The sequence below is a fragment of the Acidovorax facilis genome, from assembly GCF_050626955.1.
Taxonomy (GTDB): Bacteria; Pseudomonadota; Gammaproteobacteria; order Burkholderiales; family Burkholderiaceae_C; genus Acidovorax; species Acidovorax facilis.
Genome location: NZ_CP192460.1, coordinates 2,022,903 through 2,039,584 on the forward strand (window position 1 = coordinate 2,022,903; position 16,682 = coordinate 2,039,584).

At 64.3% G+C, this 16,682-nt stretch carries 17 protein-coding genes; 11 read left to right on the plus strand and 6 right to left on the minus strand.

Translation table 11 applies throughout. The features are described from left to right. Positions 1-7: 7 nt before the first annotated feature. The 3 genes from ACQ4MJ_RS09125 to ACQ4MJ_RS09135 are packed head-to-tail and all read right to left on the minus strand — an operon-like array spanning position 8 to position 4,020. Entirely contained in the window at positions 8-1,567 is a 1,560-nt protein-coding gene (locus tag ACQ4MJ_RS09125) for an amidase (protein ID WP_431152925.1), read from the minus strand. A gap of 42 nt (positions 1,568-1,609) precedes the next feature. Beyond that, on the minus strand, positions 1,610-2,596 hold the full coding sequence (locus ACQ4MJ_RS09130; RefSeq protein ID WP_431152924.1) for a Bug family tripartite tricarboxylate transporter substrate binding protein: 987 nt from the start codon (positions 2,594-2,596) through the stop codon (positions 1,610-1,612). A 59-nt stretch (positions 2,597-2,655) separates the two neighbouring features. Beyond that, the gene (locus ACQ4MJ_RS09135; RefSeq protein ID WP_431152923.1) at positions 2,656-4,020 is read right to left on the minus strand and encodes a D-serine ammonia-lyase; all 1,365 of its coding nucleotides are present in this window, start codon (positions 4,018-4,020) and stop codon (positions 2,656-2,658) included. A 96-nt stretch (positions 4,021-4,116) separates the two neighbouring features. On the opposite strand from ACQ4MJ_RS09135, the gene ACQ4MJ_RS09140 reads away from it, so the two are divergent. The 3 genes from ACQ4MJ_RS09140 (at position 4,117) to ACQ4MJ_RS09150 (ending at position 6,243) form a co-directional block, all read left to right on the plus strand. After that, complete coding sequence (locus ACQ4MJ_RS09140) at positions 4,117-5,079, plus strand: LysR substrate-binding domain-containing protein (RefSeq protein WP_431152922.1); 963 nt, start codon at positions 4,117-4,119, stop codon at positions 5,077-5,079. Between the two features lie 350 nt (positions 5,080-5,429). Then, positions 5,430-5,669 carry a hypothetical protein gene (locus ACQ4MJ_RS09145; protein WP_306556239.1) on the plus strand — a complete coding sequence of 80 codons (240 nt, stop codon included), beginning with the start codon at positions 5,430-5,432 and terminating at the stop codon, positions 5,667-5,669. 100 nt (positions 5,670-5,769) lie between these two features. Continuing rightward, entirely contained in the window at positions 5,770-6,243 is a 474-nt protein-coding gene (locus tag ACQ4MJ_RS09150; protein ID WP_431152921.1) for a GNAT family N-acetyltransferase, read from the plus strand. Between the two features lie 143 nt (positions 6,244-6,386). Here the strand turns inward: ACQ4MJ_RS09150 and ACQ4MJ_RS09155 are convergent, their stop codons facing one another. Beyond that, positions 6,387-6,938, minus strand: coding sequence for a hypothetical protein (locus tag ACQ4MJ_RS09155; protein ID WP_431152485.1), 552 nt, complete (start codon positions 6,936-6,938; stop codon positions 6,387-6,389). Positions 6,939-7,838: 900 nt separating this feature from the next. On the opposite strand from ACQ4MJ_RS09155, the gene ACQ4MJ_RS09160 reads away from it, so the two are divergent. From ACQ4MJ_RS09160 to ACQ4MJ_RS09175, 4 genes are all read left to right on the plus strand, one after another. Further along, entirely contained in the window at positions 7,839-8,321 is a 483-nt protein-coding gene (locus tag ACQ4MJ_RS09160) for a GreA/GreB family elongation factor (protein WP_431152920.1), read from the plus strand. A 354-nt stretch (positions 8,322-8,675) separates the two neighbouring features. Then, entirely contained in the window at positions 8,676-8,978 is a 303-nt protein-coding gene (locus ACQ4MJ_RS09165) for a helix-turn-helix transcriptional regulator (protein ID WP_431152919.1), read from the plus strand. A gap of 43 nt (positions 8,979-9,021) precedes the next feature. Beyond that, positions 9,022-10,353 carry a type II toxin-antitoxin system HipA family toxin gene (locus tag ACQ4MJ_RS09170; protein WP_431152918.1) on the plus strand — a complete coding sequence of 444 codons (1,332 nt, stop codon included), beginning with the start codon at positions 9,022-9,024 and terminating at the stop codon, positions 10,351-10,353. Between the two features lie 208 nt (positions 10,354-10,561). Beyond that, positions 10,562-11,509, plus strand: coding sequence for a phytanoyl-CoA dioxygenase family protein (locus ACQ4MJ_RS09175; protein WP_431152917.1), 948 nt, complete (start codon positions 10,562-10,564; stop codon positions 11,507-11,509). 167 nt (positions 11,510-11,676) lie between these two features. Here ACQ4MJ_RS09175 and ACQ4MJ_RS09180 read toward each other — a convergent pair whose 3' ends face one another. Further along, on the minus strand, positions 11,677-12,993 hold the full coding sequence (locus ACQ4MJ_RS09180) for a cation:proton antiporter (RefSeq protein ID WP_176885879.1): 1,317 nt from the start codon (positions 12,991-12,993) through the stop codon (positions 11,677-11,679). A 185-nt stretch (positions 12,994-13,178) separates the two neighbouring features. Here ACQ4MJ_RS09180 and ACQ4MJ_RS09185 point away from each other — a divergent pair, with 185 nt between their 5' ends. Further along, positions 13,179-13,805: a hypothetical protein gene (locus tag ACQ4MJ_RS09185; RefSeq protein ID WP_431152916.1), complete on the plus strand. Its 627-nt coding sequence runs from the start codon at positions 13,179-13,181 to the stop codon at positions 13,803-13,805. A 193-nt stretch (positions 13,806-13,998) separates the two neighbouring features. Continuing rightward, positions 13,999-14,286, plus strand: coding sequence for a DUF6150 family protein (locus ACQ4MJ_RS09190; RefSeq protein WP_055401176.1), 288 nt, complete (start codon positions 13,999-14,001; stop codon positions 14,284-14,286). 54 nt (positions 14,287-14,340) lie between these two features. Here the strand turns inward: ACQ4MJ_RS09190 and ACQ4MJ_RS09195 are convergent, their stop codons facing one another. Next, positions 14,341-15,186: a fumarylacetoacetate hydrolase family protein gene (locus ACQ4MJ_RS09195; RefSeq protein WP_431152915.1), complete on the minus strand. Its 846-nt coding sequence runs from the start codon at positions 15,184-15,186 to the stop codon at positions 14,341-14,343. A gap of 281 nt (positions 15,187-15,467) precedes the next feature. Between ACQ4MJ_RS09195 and ACQ4MJ_RS09200 the strand changes: the two genes are divergently transcribed. Together ACQ4MJ_RS09200 and ACQ4MJ_RS09205 are read left to right on the plus strand one after the other, a co-directional pair. Then, positions 15,468-16,067: a chromate transporter gene (locus ACQ4MJ_RS09200; RefSeq protein WP_431152914.1), complete on the plus strand. Its 600-nt coding sequence runs from the start codon at positions 15,468-15,470 to the stop codon at positions 16,065-16,067. Beyond that, the gene (locus ACQ4MJ_RS09205; RefSeq protein WP_431152913.1) at positions 16,064-16,678 is read left to right on the plus strand and encodes a chromate transporter; all 615 of its coding nucleotides are present in this window, start codon (positions 16,064-16,066) and stop codon (positions 16,676-16,678) included. Before ACQ4MJ_RS09200 ends, ACQ4MJ_RS09205 begins: the two co-directional genes overlap by 4 nt. Positions 16,679-16,682: the final 4 nt, after the last annotated feature.

The window sequence follows — 16,682 nt, forward strand, 5'->3', positions numbered from 1 at the left end:
GCTCGAATTACACCGCTGACACTTGCGCCACCGAGGTGGCACGGTCATCACGCGGCAGGCTGCGCGCATCACGCGGATCGGGCGCGCCGGTCACGATGGAGGTCAGCGCGGGCTCGGCGTTTGTTTGCATCAGCTTGGCGATGTCAGGCCGTGGGCGGGCCAGCCCGGCGATGCCCTTGAATGCCTGCTCCAGCGCATGGCCCACGCCCAGCGTGTGGCGGTCGGCGCGAAAGCGCCCCACGATCTGCAAACCAAACGGCATCCCCACGTCATCCAGCCCGCACGGCAAACTGAGCGCTGGGTGCGTGGTCAACGTGGTCACATAGGTCAGCGCCAGCCATCGGTAGTAGTTGGCCTGCGGCTCGCCGTTGATGTGGCTGGCGAACAGCTGCGTCCACGCAAAAGGCGACACGGGCGTGGTGGGCGCCAGGATCACGTCGTACTGCTCATACAACTTCTGGAACCGCGCCAGGATGCGCGTCTGCTCGGCCTGCGCCCAGGCGCTGTCCAGCAGGGTCATCGCAGCGCCCATTTCGTAGTTGGCGCGGGTGTTGGGGCCCAGGCTGGTGGGGTCGCGCTCATAGGCTTCGCGCGTGCTGGCCACAAAGGCTTCGGCGCGCAGCACGTCAAAGCAGCGGTGCACGTCACCCAGGTCGATGTCGATGGCATCGCAGCTGGCAAACAGGTGCTTCATGGCCTGCACCTTCTGGCGGAACACAGTGCGAATGCCGTTGTCCACCGCGCAGGCGCCGAAGTCTTCGGTATAGGCCACCCGCAGGCGGCTCAGGTCCACCGTTTCGGGCAACAGAAAACTCATCGGGTCCAGCGGGTAGCTCAGCGGGTCGCCTGCCGACATGCCCGCCGTGGCGGCCAGCTGCAAGCAGGCCTCTTCCACCGTACGGCCCATGGGCCCCACCACCGAAATAGGAGTCCAGCCCAGCAGCTTGCGCGAGCTGGGTACCACCCCAGGCGATGGCCGGAAGCCCACCACGCCGCAAATGGACGCCGGTATGCGCAGCGACCCGCCCGTGTCCGACCCCGTGCACACCGGCAGCATGTCGCACGCCAGCGCAGCGGCCGATCCGCCCGACGAGCCCCCGGCGTTCAGATTGGGGTTGAACGGATTGCCCGTGGCGCCCCACACGGTATTGCGCGAATTGGCGCCTGCACCCATCTCGGGGATGTTGGTCTTGCCGGTGACGATGGCACCCGCCGCACGCAGGCGTACCACCAGCACGTTGTCCTCCGCCGGGATGTTGCTGCGGTAGATCTCCGAGCCATAGGTGGTCAACAGCCCGGCCGTGGCCTCCAGGTCCTTTACGCCCATGGGCAGACCATGCAGCAGACCCAACGGCTCGCCACGCAACACCGCCTGCTCGGCCGCCTTGGCCTCGGTGCGCGCGCGGTCATAGCAGGTGGCGGTGATGGCGTTCACATGCGGGTTGACGGCCGCGATGCGCTCAATGCAAGCGTCGAGCAGCTCGACGGGTGAGACTTCCCGCGTGCCGATGCGGTAGCGCAGTTCGTTGGCGGTCAGCTCGACCAGGGTGCTGTGTGAAGTCGTCATATCGAATGTGTCTCCTCTTTTTCTCAGCCTTTTGGGGCCCGATCAGTCTGCCGTAATGGCCGCCCGCTGCGCCACGGCGCGCATCAGCGGCAGTTCCTTGTCGATCAGCTCGCTTACCGCCTTGGCAGAAGCATAGGTCGGTTCAAACCCCACGGCGATCAGCTTGTCGCGGGTTTCGGGGTCTGCCACCACCTGCGCCAGCGTCAGTTCCAGACGAGCCTTGACGGCGGGCGGCAAGCCGCGTGGGGCCACCATGGCCAGCCAGGTGTCCATCTCCACGCCGGGGTAGCCACTTTCGGCCAGCGTGGGCACCTTGGGCAACAGGGCCGAGCGTTTGCCCGCCGTCACGGCAATCGCCTTGATCTTGCCGTCTTTCAGCTGCGGCAGCGCGGCCGACACGGTATCGACCGTGAACGGAATCTGCCCGCCCATCAGGTCCACCATGGCGGGGGAGCTGCCCTTGTAGGGCACATGCTGGATCTTGAGGCCCGCCGCGTGAAAGAACATCTCGCCCGCAAACTGCGACGTGGTGCCGGCACCATACGAGCCATACGAATACTTGTCGGGCGCGGCCTTCACCATGGTCACAAACTGCTTCACGTCGCTGACCGGCACGTCCTTGTTGGCCAGCAGGATCAGGCTGGTGCGCCCTGCGATGCCAATGGGCTCAAAACTCTTGACCGGGTCGTACGGCAGCTTGGCGCGCACGGCGGGGTTCACTGTGAAGGTGGTGCCCGAGCTCATCAGCAGCGTGTAGCCGTCCGGCGCGGCCTTGGCCACATAGGCCGCGCCGATGGTGGTGCCCGCCCCCGCGCGATTGTCGATCACCACGCTCTGGCCCAGCTTGTCGCCCAGTTTCTTGCCAATGAGGCGACCCAGCACGTCAGTGGCTCCACCGGGCGGGAACGGAATCACCAGCGTGATGGGCTTGGAAGGGAACGTAGCCTCTTGCGCCACGGCAGGGCCCCATGCAGCGCCCCCCAAAGCACAGAGGATGGCGGACGACAAAAGCAGTTGCTTGCGGTTCATGGGGAGCTCTCCAAAGGTGACAAAGGTTGGGGGATAGACGAATCAGGGAATGACAACAATCAGCCTTGTGCCGCGAGCACGGCCCGCCCACGCTGCACAAAGCCCTGGTACTGCGCATCGGGCACCAGCAGGCCGCCCGTGGTCCACACCAGGTGTGTGGCGTTGTGCAGCACCGCGTCGATGCCCGTGCTGCGCAGCCAGGCCTGCCCGGCGGTAGTGCCCGTCAGCATGGCCGGGCCGCTGAAGCCTGCCGCAGCCGAGGGCTCGATGCGCTCGCCCAGGGCATCCAGCACCAGCACCAGCTGCGCAAACAAGGTGTCATCGGCCACGGTAAACACGCCCGACAGCAGCGGCTGCATCAGCTCCGCGGCCAGCAGCGACGCACGCGGCACGGCCAGGCCATCTGCCTCGGTGCGGTTGGTCAGACCCCAGTCGTACACCGAGGGGTGGTCGTCCATCCCTGGTGTGGTGTCGGCCAGCATCTGCACCATGAAGCATGGCGACTGCACCGGCTCGGCAAAAAAACAAAACACATGCGGCCCCAGCAACTGCCGCAGGCCAAACGCGATGCCCGCTGGCGCGCCACCCACCCCGCAAGGCAGGTACACGATGAGCGGGTGCTCGGCATCCACCGCCACGCCCTGCTCCACCAATTGGTTCTGTAAATGCAGCGCCGCCGCGCTGTAGCCCAGCAGCAGCGAGAACGATTGCTCGTCGTCCACAAAGTGGCACATCGGGTTGCTGGCCGCCTCGGCACGGCCTGCGGCCACGGCGCGTTCGTAGTCGCCGGTGTGCTCCACCACCTGCACGCCGCGCTGGCGCAGGCGGTCCTTCTTCCACTCCTTCGCATCGGCCGACATGTGCACCGTGGCCTGGAAACCCAGGGCCGACGCCACCACGCCAATGCTCATCCCCAGGTTGCCGGTGGAGCCCACCGCCACCTGGTAGCGGCCCAGCACCTCGCGCGCTGCCGGAGTGGCCAGCGCACGGTAATCCCCGCCGGGCTGTACCAGCCCATGCTCCAGCGCCAGCCGCTCGGCAAACTCAAGCACCTCGTGCATGCCGCCCCGGGCCTTGATGGAGCCCGCCACGGGCAGGCTGTGATCGGCCTTGATGAACAGGCGCCCCTGCCCCTCGGCCAAACCGAGCGCAGGTTGCAACGCGGAGGCGGGCAGCAGAGGCGACTCCACTACGCCCCCGGTGGCAGCCAGCTCCGGGAACACCTGCGCCAGCAGGCCCGCAAAACGGGCCAATCGGTCGGCGGCGGCCTGCGTATCATCCAGACTAATGCTTTGCCCCAGCGCCTGCAAAGCAGCCGGGGGTTGCGCCTGCCGGGCCGGGTTGGTCCACAGCGCGGGCTGGGCATTGCGCAAGCGGGTGGCCAGCAGCGCATCCACAGCAGGCGTTCGTTCAGCAGGCGTCATACAGATTCATTCAGTCGTTGAAGTCTTGACTGCATTCTTCGCCGGTCACGCCGCCGTCACAAGCCATTTATAGTGAGCGCAGCATTAGTATTAATAATGGATATTCGCCTCTCCCCCTCCCTGCTGGCCTGGCTGCGCAGTTTTGATGCAGCAGCCCGCCATGGCAGCTTTACCAAGGCGGCGGCCGAGCTGTGCATTACCCAGGGCGCCGTCAGCCAGCAGGTCAAGCAACTCGAAGACTGGCTGCGCCGCCCGCTTTTCTTGCGGACCCCGCGCGCGCTGGTGCCCACGCCCGAGGGCAAATGGCTGGCCGTGGTGCTGCGCGAGAGCTTTGACGCCATCGAAAGCACCCTGGCCCAAATGCGCCAGCCGCCCGAGTCCGCCACCGCCACCTTGAGTTGCTCACCCTCGTTTGCCATGAGCTGGCTCACGCCCCGCTTGGGCGACTTCTTTCGCCAGCACCCGCACACCGGCCTGCGCGTGTTTGGCGAATTCCACACGCTGGACCGCACCCGCATGGTGCGCGACGGCATCGAGGCCGCCGTGCGCTTTGACCTGGGCGGCTACCGCGACCTGAACGCCACCGTGTTCCTGGACGAATGGCTCATCCCCGTGGCCAGCCCAGAGTTCCTGGCCCGCCACCCGCCCATCACCCAGCCGCAAGACCTGCACGGCGACTGGCTGCTGCACGACGGCAGCGCCTGGGACGGCGCCGACACCTATGAAGAGTGGCAACACTGGTTTGCGCAGGTGGGCACCACACCCCCGCCCTGGGCAGGCGGCCAGCAGTTCAACCTGTCGCAACTGGCCCTGGGCGCCGCCCTGGCTGGTCAAGGCATCGCCATGGGCCGCGCGGCGCTGGTGCTGCAGGACGTGAAGGCCGGGCGTTTGGTTCCGCTGCTGGGGCGTAGCGTGTTGTCACGGGCGGCGTATTCGTTTGTGACCACCGCCCACCCCAGCCCGGCGATGCAGCTGGTGCGGGATTGGTTGGGGGATGAGGCGCAGCGGTTTTGTGGGGAGCGGGCGCAGGTGCTGCCAGAGCCGCAGGATGCGAGGTAGCTGGGTAGGTCAGGTAACGACGCCCAACCGGCGCACTACCCAGCAACTAGGTGTCAGGTGGTGCCCAGTGAGTCGAGGCGAATACTACGGCTAAATATTCGGTGTTTTGGGCCCCTAGCGCTTATTGAGCAAGCGCTAGCAGCTATTATTTTTGACAGGTTCTTGACTGTTCATGGCCAATGAATCCTGAGACAACTGGTCCTGTGACGCGGCCCACTCATTCACGGCGAAAGTTTGAGACAGGAGGCCCCAGCATGTCACTCGCGAGCAGTCGCGACGGCAATGTCTGAGATAACGAGGACGACTGGTTCCGGCCAACTGCGGACATTCACACCCTGTCTGTACAAAATATGAATCGACCAGCTGCTGACATAGCAAACAAAAAATGGGTTGTCGCCAGCGATGTTCGAAATCGAGATGGAATTGGCATCGAACTTTATGTCGATGAAACTCTAGTTTTAGAGATTTTCCGCGACGATACAAAGATGACCCGTGAGGTAACCCTGCACAAACAAGAGGTCTCACTGGAACTTCTTGAGGAGGCAATTGCCACCTTCAAGAAGGAAATTCCACAGGACTTTTTAGACTAGTTGCGTGGCTACTTTGCGGCTTTCGGCCAAGAGCGGTCGATCGCGATGCAACCTATATGTGACAGACTCGTGGTCAATTTGTGATGTAGTGGAGACTCTCATGGAAGTTCGTCGGTTCCGGCTTGGTGATGAAGCTGCGTTGTTCCGTGTGTATTTCACGGCAATCCATGAAGTCGCCTGCCGCAACTACACACCTGAGCAAATTGGTGCATGGGCACCGGCGGACCTTGACATGGACCTGTGGGCAAATAAGGTTCAAGAAATTCGCCCCTTCTTGGTTGAGCTTGACGGCGAAATCGTTGGCTATGCGGACGTTCAGCCGCACGGCTACATCGACCATTTTTTCGTGTCAGGCGCTCATCCGCGACAGGGAATTGGCACACTGCTGATGGCTCGTATCCATGAAGAAGCCAAGTCTCTTGGACTGAGCGAGCTGACGTCGGATGTGAGCAAGACTGCCGAGCCGTTCTTTGCTCTCCACGGGTTTAATATCGTAGAGCGACGACTACCAATGCTTCGCGGTGTGACCGTCCCAAATGCCTTGATGCGCAAGCAGCTTCAACGTGATGGGTGAGCGTCGGCTCGAACCGTCCTTTGACCGACTGAGTCCGGCCAGGAGCAGCCGGTGGCGACAAGTAAGAGCGGACACTCAACGCACCACCATGTAAGCGCGACTGGTCCTCTTGGTGGAGGCGTTAGGCGGCCGCTGGAAGATACTCATTTGGCTGCAAAGTTGCCAATAAAAAACCCAGTAAAAGAGGCCTTCCCGGAAACGAAAACTTCCTGATCCGTCCTGAGCGGGGCGCCGACGTAGTGATCGGCGAGGCAGATAGTTGCTTGAACCGATAGGAGGCTGAGGGTGGCATGCTGGTCGCACCCCTTGCGAGCTCTGAACTGTTCCACCGAAATGACCTTAGCGACGAGAGGAGCTTGCGGTGTGCCGAAGGCCCAAGTGCCTGCCGCGAGCCAGCCACGAGGCGCAACGACTATGGCTCCTGCAGTGATGACAGTGATGAGAGGGTTGATGAACAGCCAGCGCACCCAACGAGTTGGATAGCGCCATTGCATATGGGCAGTGAAACGCGGTTGGGTGAGCAACAGACCGGCGCAGGCAGGGAGGAGGAAGAGAAAGGCCACCAACGCCGCTTGCGTGTACTGAGCGCCGTAGAAAAAAACGAAGCGGCCCCCTTGAACAAGGTCCAGGAAGGCGCCCAGCGAGACAAAGAAGAATGCGGTGAGGACCGCCGCGCGAGCTAGCGGGCTGGTCATTGGCTTCGAGAGTGGCATTAATACCCAGGTGAATACCGTTATAGAGCGCGGAGGCCTTGATAGCCCCCCAACGTAAATTAGACCGAGAAACCTGCGATATAGGATCTCCAACAGCATCGCTCGAACTGTGAGCAAGCCGGATTGTGAATAGATGACTGTTTAGGGAAATGGTGCCCACCGTCTGCTCAGGGCCCGTTGCGGCCGTTGCAACGACTGTGGCTATTGACCAGTAGGAGCCGTCCAGGGCTACCGGCAACGGATGCTTGATCTACTGAGGAGCGGGAATATTTGCGTACGTTCGCCGCAATGATGGGCTACGCGAAGCCAGTGCGCCAAGGCCAAAGCATGTTGCTATGCCAACCACTGCACACAGCGACCCGAGAGCCACCCAAGAAAACGATTTGGCGATGAGGATGTAGGCTTGCCAACTCATCAACGCGATCAGCATGGTCGCGCAAGCTTTCAGCTTATGTGAGGGCGCGAGCAACACGCCAGTGCAAACAAGAAGTATCGAAACTGCAGCGTAGCTAATCGACCAGATCGAAATTGATACGGGTGGAAAAGCACATAGTCCGGGCGACGAACGCCACCACCCTTCTGGACAGACAAACCTCCCCCAACGCGTGACCTGATAAAAAATCAGCATTTGGCCGACAGTGACAATGCCGAAGCAAAAAATTGCCAAAGCCAACCAACGAACGGCTGCAACAACGCTGAGGGGAGATCTTTGCATAGCTCAGTCTATCCCTTCGTACCTGGCAATGGGCTCCATCAATGATCTCATCGGTAGCAGCGTGCACTTAGCTGAAGGTCACGGCAGCCAACAAGAGCGTCGAGGGCTGGTGGAGCCCTTCACAATCAAGACTTACCCCCGCTTGTTCGAGATGCCGACCCTTCATCATGGATAAATTTTTGCTGCAGAAGCAGGTGCTGGAACGGCTCGCCGAAGACCTGCTGCAAGCAGAACAGGCAATGCGGGCGGCCCATGAAACGGCCACTCACGAAGAAAACATCGCCGAAAACAAATACGACACATTAGGACTCGAAGCCGCCTACCTGGCCACCGGCCAAGCTCGGCGCGCCGAAGCCATCCGCCAGGCGATAGCCAATTGGCGCCAATTCCGCCCGCGCCCCTACGACGCCAGCAAAGGTATCCAGCTCGGCGCGCTGGTCTGCCTGGTTGATTCTGACGACAAGCAGCAGCAGCTCTTCCTCGGCCCGGATGGGGGCAGCATGAAGTTGGTCAGCGGCGCACAGCTCGTTCAGGTCATCAGCAGCGAGGCCCCTTTGGGCGGGGCCATGCTGGGTAAATGCGAGGGTGACGAGGTGTCGATACAGGTCGCTTCAATCAGACAGCAATTTGAGGTGCTGCGGGTTCATTGAGCTGCATGCAAGTCCACGCCGAATGGGCCGATGTCAATAGAGGTTCGGGCGTGGTGAACGTACCGGCTGGCTGGCTGGCAAGGTCAGCCGAACTTTGAACCAGGCCACTGGGTCCGAGATGTCCATGCGCGTGAATGAGCGCTGAGTGGCCCAGACCGTGAACTCAGAGGGCCGACATCACCGACAGCAACCGCTGCAATGCGCCCGTTCCGGGCAGTCCCGCCGGAACAGTGGCACAGACTCGGCCTGACCTGTAGCGGCACACCCGCCACTTCTCGCCCCCGTTGGGTCAAAAAACTTTGCGAAAAGATAAAATTTATACTCTTTTTAAATATTAAGAGTATAAATAGCATCATGCCTACTGACCTCGTACCTACCCTTGCCGCCGCCCGCAAGGCCCACCAGATGACCCAGGCCCAGCTTGCCGAGCGTGCAGGCCTTAGCCGCATGACGGTGCAGCGCACCGAAGGCGGCGACCTGGACCCGCGCTATTCCACCCTGGCTGAAATGGCCCGCGTGCTGGGCATGGACATCATTGCCGTGCCCAGCAGCCTGCGGCCCAGCCTGGAGGCGTTCATCCAGTCGGGGGGCAAGTTTCTGGGGCAGCCCGAGGGCGTGGATGCCCCGCCATCCGTGGTGGACGACATGCGACGCTGACCAATAGCGGTCACCACGTGCGCACCCATTCCGCCAACACTCCATGAGCACCTCCATCCGCTACCTGCGCCTGTACCTGCACCGCCCGGCAAAGGCGGACGGGGCGGCGGGCGGTCGCGAGCCGATTGGCTACCTCTCGCAATACGGCGACATCCTGCGCGTGTCGTTTGACGAGAGCTACATCCGCAACCCGCAGCGCCCCACCCTGTCGCTGAGCTTTCAGGGTGCCGACGAGGCCGCGACGCAGCAGATCCTCGCGTCGGCGCGGGATGCGCGGCTGGTGCGCACCGATGGGCGCTGGCCGGTGTATTTTCAGAACCTGCTGCCCGAGGGCCACAACCGCGAGCGGCTTGCGCACGAGCGTGGCTGTAGCCCCGATGACGAGTTCGAGCTGCTGGCCGCCGCAGGCCACGACCTGATGGGCGCGCTGGAGGTGGAGCCCGTGCCTGCGCAAGACGGCATCCCGGACGTGGTGCGGCACTGGCACACGACCCAGGGGCTCGATGTGCTGGAGCCGGGGTTTGTGGAATACCCGGTGGAAGACGCGGCATCGCTGCCCGGCGTGGTGACCAAGTTCAGCGCGGTGCAGGACGGCCGCCGCTACACGGTGCATCGCAAGGGCGCGGCGGGCAGCGTGATCTTGAAGCTGCCCACCACCGCCCACCCCGACCTGGTGGCCAACGAGTTCACCGGCTACCAGTTGTGCAAGGCGCTGGGCCTGCATTGCGCCGATGTGCGCGTCATCACCCGGGCCGAGGCCGACCTGCCCGATGCCGTGCCCTTCAACGAAATTCTGGCCGTGCAGCGTTTTGACCACCTGCCCGGCGGCGCCCGCGTGCACATGGAAGAGTTCAACCAGGTGCTGGGCTACACGCCGCGCCAGAAATACGGCAAAACCCATGGCAAGGGCGCGCTGCAGGATTGGGCCACCATGCTGCGCGTGCTCAACCGCCTGAGCCGCCAGCCCGTGCTGGACACGCGCGAGTTTCTGGCGCGCATGGTGGCCTTCATCCTGATGGGCAACACCGACGCGCACCTGAAAAACTGGGCCCTGGTCTACCCCGACGGCCGCGTGCCGCAGCTGGCCCCGGTGTACGACCCGGTGTGTGTGGCCGCGTTTTTTGAGGGCGTGCCGGACCAGCAATATGCCGTGAACCGCGCCATCGACAACACCCTGCGGGCGCTGACCTGGGACGACATGGAAGGCCTGATGAAATCGGCCGGGCTGCTGCGCGTACCCCGGCACCTGGCCTTGTTGCGCGACACGGTGGCGCGGGCCAAAACGGAATGGCCCAGCCTGCTGGAGAGCGCCCCGGCGTCTGTGCGCAATGTGGTGGCGCAGCGGCTTGCAGGCGATGTGGCCCTAGCCCGGTGATGGCGGGCCACGCGGCAAAATCGGCAGGCCTGCGCGCAGGGTTCGGCGCGGGCGCTGCCTTGTGACCCCGAACCGTTTTTGATTTGCTCCATCCATGCACTCCCCGATCGCAACCACCACGCCCCCAACAGCGTCTGGCTCCTTGCCGCCCGATGCGGACAGGGGCGCCCTGCAGGTCCCACACCTCAAACGCTGTTGGTCACGCTGGATGACCGCACGCCAGGGCCAGGGTTTGAGGGGCGCCGAAGCGGAGGCCCACCGCACACAGATCGTGCTGGCCGCGCTGGGTGTGGGGCTGGAGCAGACCATGCAATACGTGCTGCGCGAGGCCCCGGAGTTCGCTGCCTTTGAGGACTGGATCGTGCGCACGGCGGGCGCGCCCGATGCTGCCACCGTGGCGCGGATTCAAGCCCTTGTGGATGGCGGCCCGGCGCCCGAAGCGGCCTTGCAGCTGCAGGCCCGGATCGATGCGATGGAGCCCGTGCTGGATGCGGACGAACTGGCGCATTGGGACGAGCATGGCTATGTGGTGGTACGCCAGGCCACCACGCCAGAGCACTGCGCCGCCGCCGCACAGGCGGTGTGGGAGGCCGTGCGCGCCGACCCGGCAGATGTGGAGTCGTGGTACGCCCACGCCCCGCGCAACACCATGGTGCAGATGTTTCAGCACCCGGCATTCGACGTCAACCGACGTTCCCTGCGCATCCACAAGGCATTTGCGCAGCTGTGGGGCACGGCAGACCTGTGGCGCAGCACCGACCGCTGTGGCTTCAACCCTCCAGAACGCCCCGGCTACCCCTACGGCGGCCAGGGCATGCACTGGGATGTGAGCCTGCACCAGCCTATTCCCTTTGCCACCCAGGGCATCCTGTACCTGACCGACACGCCCCCCGAACAAGGTGCCCTTACCCTGGTGCCAGGTTTTCACCGCCGGGTGGGCGACTGGCTGGCCCAGCTACCCGCTGGGGTCGAGCCCCGCCAGCAAGACCTGCATGCGCTGGGTGCCACACCCATCGGCGCGGGCGCGGGCGATCTGGTGATCTGGCACCAGGCCCTGCCCCATGGCCCCAGCCCCAATCGGGGCACGCAGCCCCGGCTGGTGCAGTACATCAACCTGGCCCCCGCCCATGTGCCTTGCCACGACACCTGGGTCTGAGAGGCTGAGAGTTTTTTATCCATGCCCGCCTTGCACGCGAAAACTCTCAGCCTCTGAGGTGCGGCGAGCGGGGGGCGCACCTCCCTCAAAAACCGCAAAACTCATAGCAATAAAACCATACGGATAAAGCGCTAGCGGTCATTTTCGATTGAACCGGTCTTGCTAACTCACCGTGGCCGCTGCGCTTTGGTCTTCCTGCGGGTCTCATAGCGCCGCATCAGCGGCGTCACCGACACACCGTGCAGCAGCACCGACGCCACCACCACCGCCAGCGTGATCGCCAGCAGGCGCTGCGCAATCACCGGATGCAGGTCGTGTGTGATGGCGTACATGAGGTAGTAGATGGAGCCAATGCCCCGGATGCCAAACCATGCGATCAGGCGGCGCTGCGAGCGCTCTACCTTGGCGCCCACCAGCCCTGCATACACCGCCAGCGGGCGGATCACCAGCAGCAGCACGGGCACAAACCACAACACCTCGGTGCCAAAGTCCACCACCGAGAGCAGCGCGCCCACCACCAGCACCACAGTCACTTCGGCCAGGCGTTCCAGCTGGGCGTTGAAGCGTTCGACCGACTCCATCATGTGGCCCGGCGCCTGAGCGGCCACGGGGGCTTCACCATCGTTGTTGTCGCCTTGCGCAGGCGATGCCACGGACGCAGCTGGCTCCGCCGCCGCGCGCCGCAGCGCCAACCCGGCAGCAAACACCGCCAGAAAGCCGTAGGTATGGCACAACAAGGCCACGCCATAAGCCAGCGCGATGAGCCCCAGCACCATGAACTCGTCCGGGCCCAGCGCCTCGCGGTGGCGGATGCGCAGGTACAAAATGGCCCGGCCCACAACCACGCCCAGCAGGTAGCCAATCAACAGTCCACCCACCACGGCCCAGAGCACGTCCACCGCCCACCAGCGCCAGCCACTCTCGCCCAGGTCGTGCAGCGACATCAGGCCCAGACCCAGCATCACCAGCGGAAACGCCGCCCCATCGTTCAGCCCGCCCTCGCCCGTCAGGCCAAAACGCAAGCGATCACGGTCTTGCGGGTCGGACACCTGCACATCGGACGCAAGCACCGGATCGGTGGGCGCCAGGATGGCCCCCAGCAGCACGGCAGCGCCCAGCGGCAGGTGCAGCAGCCACACGCCCACGGCGGTGATGGCGCCCACGGTGATCAGCATCGACACGGTGGCCAGCTGCACCGGAATGCGCCAGCGCCGGTCGCGCAGGGGCAGATCCAGCTTCAGGCCCACGGTAAACAGCGAGATGAGCACGGCAATCTCGGTCAGCCGCTCCAGCAGCGGGGCATCACCCACCGGGTCCAATACCAGCAGGCCCAGCCCCCAGGGCCCAATGCCGACGCCCACGGCCAGGTACAGGATGGCCGAGCTGAGTGGCACACGCGCGATGAAGGAGCTGGTCAGCGTCATCACCACCAGCAGCAGGCCGACCAGCACAAAGCCCAGGGCGGGAAGCAGCTCAGCGGTCATGGAACACACAGACTTGAGGGGGAAAAGGTTGCGCGCGCATCCGGCCACTGTGCACGCCACCCGGGCCCACCGCTGCGGGGGTGCGGCCCCCCGGGCTGTCAGCGGATGTCGCCAATCGGTGGAGCCCCTTTCGGCGTTACCTGAGGTTGCATCTGTGCACAATTCCGTGACTCTTGTGTATGCCCATGAACGTCTCCACCCTCCTCAAGCTCGCCATGGCCCTGCTGGTGGCGTTTTTTGCCGTCGAGAAGCTCAGGGTGCACTACGCCGACCAGCGGCTGCAAAACCACGGGCTGGCCGCTGTCTCTCAGCCAATGGCCGACAGCCCCGCGCAGGAGGCCACCAGCCAGGCGGCTTTCGAGTTCCGGGGGTACCAGGTCAAGCCACTGGCCACGTTTGCCGTGCGCGCACGGGTGTTGTCGCGCGAAGACTATTACGTGGGCAAGGAGGCCGAGCTGTCCCCGCTGGACCTGGCCCTGGGCTGGAAGCGCATGGCCGACCCTGCGGTGTACGAAGCCTTGAACATCACCCAGGGCGGCCGCTGGTACCGCTACACCTGGCGCGACCAACCGCCCATCCCGCTGCAGGAGATCATCGAATCGTCAGCCAACATGCACATGATTGCCGCCACGCCCGTGGTGGAGCGGGCGCTCAAAAAGGCCCGTGCGGGGGCCTACATCCGCATCACCGGCAGGCTGGTGGAGGTGACACACCCCAGCGGCTGGCGCTGGACGAGTTCGCTCACACGGTCGGATTCCGGGGCCAATTCCTGCGAGCTGGTGTTTGTAGAGTCGGTGCAGGTGGAGAACTGACCCGCCACCGGGCCCTGGTTGCTCCTCGCACTCCCAATTTGATAGCTGCTTGCGCTTTCCCATAAAGCGCCAGGCCCTGTTTTTACTCAAAATCTTACATCTCTACAGGGCAACCCGGGGGCTGGCGCGCCCAAAGTCTGGATACCCTTGGAAGGACAAGCCCCCACCCGAACCACCGCCCGAAAGGATGCCCATGGCCAAGATCCTGGAAGTGAAATACGAAAACCAAGCCGACGCCCACATTTGCGAGGTGGCGCATGAAAGCCAGGCCGACCTGTGCTGGCACGAGGTGCACTACGCCACCCAGGCCAGCGGCGATGCGATCTGGTTCTTTGTGGCCTATGCCAACCAGGCCAGCTTCAAGGTCTACCGCGTCAAGCACGCCAGCCAGGCGGACCTGAAAATCTTCAGGGTCAGCACCCCGGAGCAGGCTGGCTGGCGAACCAAGGACCATCTGCTGATCGGCAAGCTGGGCAAATAGGTCCGGCCCCAAGAGCGCTACGCCGTGTAAACCGCACCAGGCCCACCGCCCGACTCATCCCCCCACGCACTTTTGCACCTGTTCACCCAGGCCCGTGGCGCCCAGGCGCATCACATCACCGGGCTTGAGGAACCAGGGGTCGGGCTTTTGCCCCAGCCCCACACCGGCGGGCGTGCCGGTCAGCACCACGTCGCCGGGCTCCAGCGTCATGAACTGGCTGATGTACGACACCAAGGTGGGCACGCCAAAGATGAAGTTGCGGGTGCTGCCGTTTTGCACGCGCTGGCCGTTGACCTCCAGCCACAGGTCGATGGCGTGCGGGTCGGGGACCTCGTCAACCGTGGCCAGCCACGGGCCGATCGGGGCAAATGTGTCGTAGCTCTTGCCCTTGTCCCACTGGCCGCCGCGCTCCATCTGCCATGCGCGTTCAGACACATCGTTGGCCAGCACATAGCCCGCCACATGCTGCAGCGCATCGGCCTCGGCCACCTGGCGCGCACGGGTGCCGATGACGATGCCCAGCTCGACCTCCCAGTCGGTCTTGACGGCGCCGGGCGGAATGCGCACATCGTCGTTGGGGCCGCTGAGCGCCGTCACGGCCTTCATGAACAACACAGGCTCGGCGGGCGGCTGCAGGCCCGCCTCGCGCGCGTGGTCGGCATAGTTGAGCCCCACGCACACGATCTTGCCCACCCCAGCCACCGGGCTGCCCAGGCGCGGTGTGCCATAGACGGGCGGCAGGCGGCTTGCGTCGATGGCGGCCAGGGCAGAAAGCGTGCGCGGGTTGAGCTGGGCCGGGCCCATGTCGGGCAGCAGCATGGACAGGTCGCGCAGCGTGCCGGTGGCGTCGATCAGGCCGGGGCGTTCTGCGCCGGGCTGGCCGTAACGGATGAGTTTCATGGCGGGAAATCCTGGTGGGGTCGGCGAAAGGTGGCAGTCGCAGCAAGGAGCCGCGCTGCGCCGACACGCAGCATAGCGGCACGCAACCCCCAGCGTGTACGCCAATCACCGGCCCTGCCTTGCCGCAAGACGAGGGCCACATCCCCTGCGCAGCCCGTGTGGCGCGCGTAACATGGTGCGGGGTGCACCGCAGCGCCAGCCGCGCACCCCAAATACTCCTGATTTAATAGCTTCCAACGCTTACCAGATAAGCGCTAGCAGCCATTTTTACTCAATTTTCCATGGCCACTGCCACCGATCTGCCCTCCCCGCCCCCGGAATCCCCACCCCGGCCCCAACCCCGCAACCCGTCCGATCTGTTCTGGTCTTTCACCTGGCTGGCCCTGCAAGGTTTTGGCGGCGTGCTGGCCGTGGTGCAGCGCGAGCTGGTGGAGAAAAAGCGCTGGATGACGAACGAGGAGTTTGTCGAGGACTGGGCCGTGGCACAGATCATGCCGGGCCCCAACGTGGTCAACCTCAGCATCATGATTGGCGACCGCTACTTTGGTCTGCGCGGCGCGTTGGCGGCGCTGGCGGGCATGCTGACCTTTCCGCTGATCCTGGTGCTGGCTCTGGCCGTGGTCTATGCGCAGTTTGCCAGCCACCCGGCCGTGGCCGGTGCGCTGCGCGGCATGGGCGCCGTGGCGGCAGGGCTGATTGCGGGGGTGGGCATCAAGCTGTTTGTGTCGATCAAAAACCACCCCTTGGGCCGCCCGTTGTGTGTGGCGTTTGCAGGGCTGACCATCGTGGCCATGGCGTGGCTGCGCTGGCCGCTGTTCTGGATTTTGCCGGTGATCGGTGGCGCGGCCTGCGTGCTGACGTGGAGAAAGCTCGCGCCATGAATGCAGCCACCACCCTCACCACATCCTTGACGGCCCTGAGCGCGGGCGACTGGTTCCACCTGTTCCTGTACTACCTGTCGCTGTCACTGCTGGCCGTGGGCGGCGCCATTGCCACCGCGCCCGACATGCACCGCTACCTGGTGGAGCGCAACGCCTGGCTCACCGACCCGCAGTTCAACGCATCCATCGCCATTGCCCAGGCGGCACCCGGCCCCAACGTGCTGTTTATCGCGCTGCTGGGCTGGAACGTGGGCATCAACGCAGGCGGCCCAGGCCTTGCAGGCTGGCTGCTGGGCGCCCTGGGCATGGCGGTGTGCATGCTGGGCGTGATGCTGCCCAGCAGCCTGCTGACCTGGACAGCCACCCGCTGGGGCCACCGCAACCGCGAGCGGCGCGGCGTGCGCGCCTTCAAACAAGGCATGGCGCCGGTAGTCATTGGCCTGCTGCTGGCCACCTCGTGGGTGCTGACACGCGCACACGGCAACTTCGACACCGCTTGGCCCCTGTGGCTGCTCAGCGCCGTGACCGTGGTGCTGGTGTGGCGCACCAGGCTGCACTTGCTGTGGATGCTGGGCGCCGGGGCGGTGCTGGGGGCTATCGGCTGGGTGTAGCCGA

Excerpts from the sequence above, each read along its gene's own strand:
- ACQ4MJ_RS09125 (WP_431152925.1), bottom strand. The coding sequence starts at position 1,567 with ATGACGACTTCACACAGCACCCTGGTCGAGCTGACCGCCAACGAACTG.
- ACQ4MJ_RS09130 (WP_431152924.1), bottom strand. The coding sequence starts at position 2,596 with ATGAACCGCAAGCAACTGCTTTTGTCGTCCGCCATCCTCTGTGCTTTG.
- ACQ4MJ_RS09135 (WP_431152923.1), bottom strand. The coding sequence starts at position 4,020 with ATGACGCCTGCTGAACGAACGCCTGCTGTGGATGCGCTGCTGGCCACC.
- ACQ4MJ_RS09140 (WP_431152922.1), top strand. The coding sequence starts at position 4,117 with ATGGATATTCGCCTCTCCCCCTCCCTGCTGGCCTGGCTGCGCAGTTTT.
- ACQ4MJ_RS09145 (WP_306556239.1), top strand. The coding sequence starts at position 5,430 with ATGAATCGACCAGCTGCTGACATAGCAAACAAAAAATGGGTTGTCGCC.
- ACQ4MJ_RS09150 (WP_431152921.1), top strand. The coding sequence starts at position 5,770 with ATGGAAGTTCGTCGGTTCCGGCTTGGTGATGAAGCTGCGTTGTTCCGT.
- ACQ4MJ_RS09155 (WP_431152485.1), bottom strand. The coding sequence starts at position 6,938 with ATGACCAGCCCGCTAGCTCGCGCGGCGGTCCTCACCGCATTCTTCTTT.
- ACQ4MJ_RS09160 (WP_431152920.1), top strand. The coding sequence starts at position 7,839 with ATGGATAAATTTTTGCTGCAGAAGCAGGTGCTGGAACGGCTCGCCGAA.
- ACQ4MJ_RS09165 (WP_431152919.1), top strand. The coding sequence starts at position 8,676 with ATGCCTACTGACCTCGTACCTACCCTTGCCGCCGCCCGCAAGGCCCAC.
- ACQ4MJ_RS09170 (WP_431152918.1), top strand. The coding sequence starts at position 9,022 with ATGAGCACCTCCATCCGCTACCTGCGCCTGTACCTGCACCGCCCGGCA.
- ACQ4MJ_RS09175 (WP_431152917.1), top strand. The coding sequence starts at position 10,562 with ATGACCGCACGCCAGGGCCAGGGTTTGAGGGGCGCCGAAGCGGAGGCC.
- ACQ4MJ_RS09180 (WP_176885879.1), bottom strand. The coding sequence starts at position 12,993 with ATGACCGCTGAGCTGCTTCCCGCCCTGGGCTTTGTGCTGGTCGGCCTG.
- ACQ4MJ_RS09185 (WP_431152916.1), top strand. The coding sequence starts at position 13,179 with ATGAACGTCTCCACCCTCCTCAAGCTCGCCATGGCCCTGCTGGTGGCG.
- ACQ4MJ_RS09190 (WP_055401176.1), top strand. The coding sequence starts at position 13,999 with ATGGCCAAGATCCTGGAAGTGAAATACGAAAACCAAGCCGACGCCCAC.
- ACQ4MJ_RS09195 (WP_431152915.1), bottom strand. The coding sequence starts at position 15,186 with ATGAAACTCATCCGTTACGGCCAGCCCGGCGCAGAACGCCCCGGCCTG.
- ACQ4MJ_RS09200 (WP_431152914.1), top strand. The coding sequence starts at position 15,468 with ATGGCCACTGCCACCGATCTGCCCTCCCCGCCCCCGGAATCCCCACCC.
- ACQ4MJ_RS09205 (WP_431152913.1), top strand. The coding sequence starts at position 16,064 with ATGAATGCAGCCACCACCCTCACCACATCCTTGACGGCCCTGAGCGCG.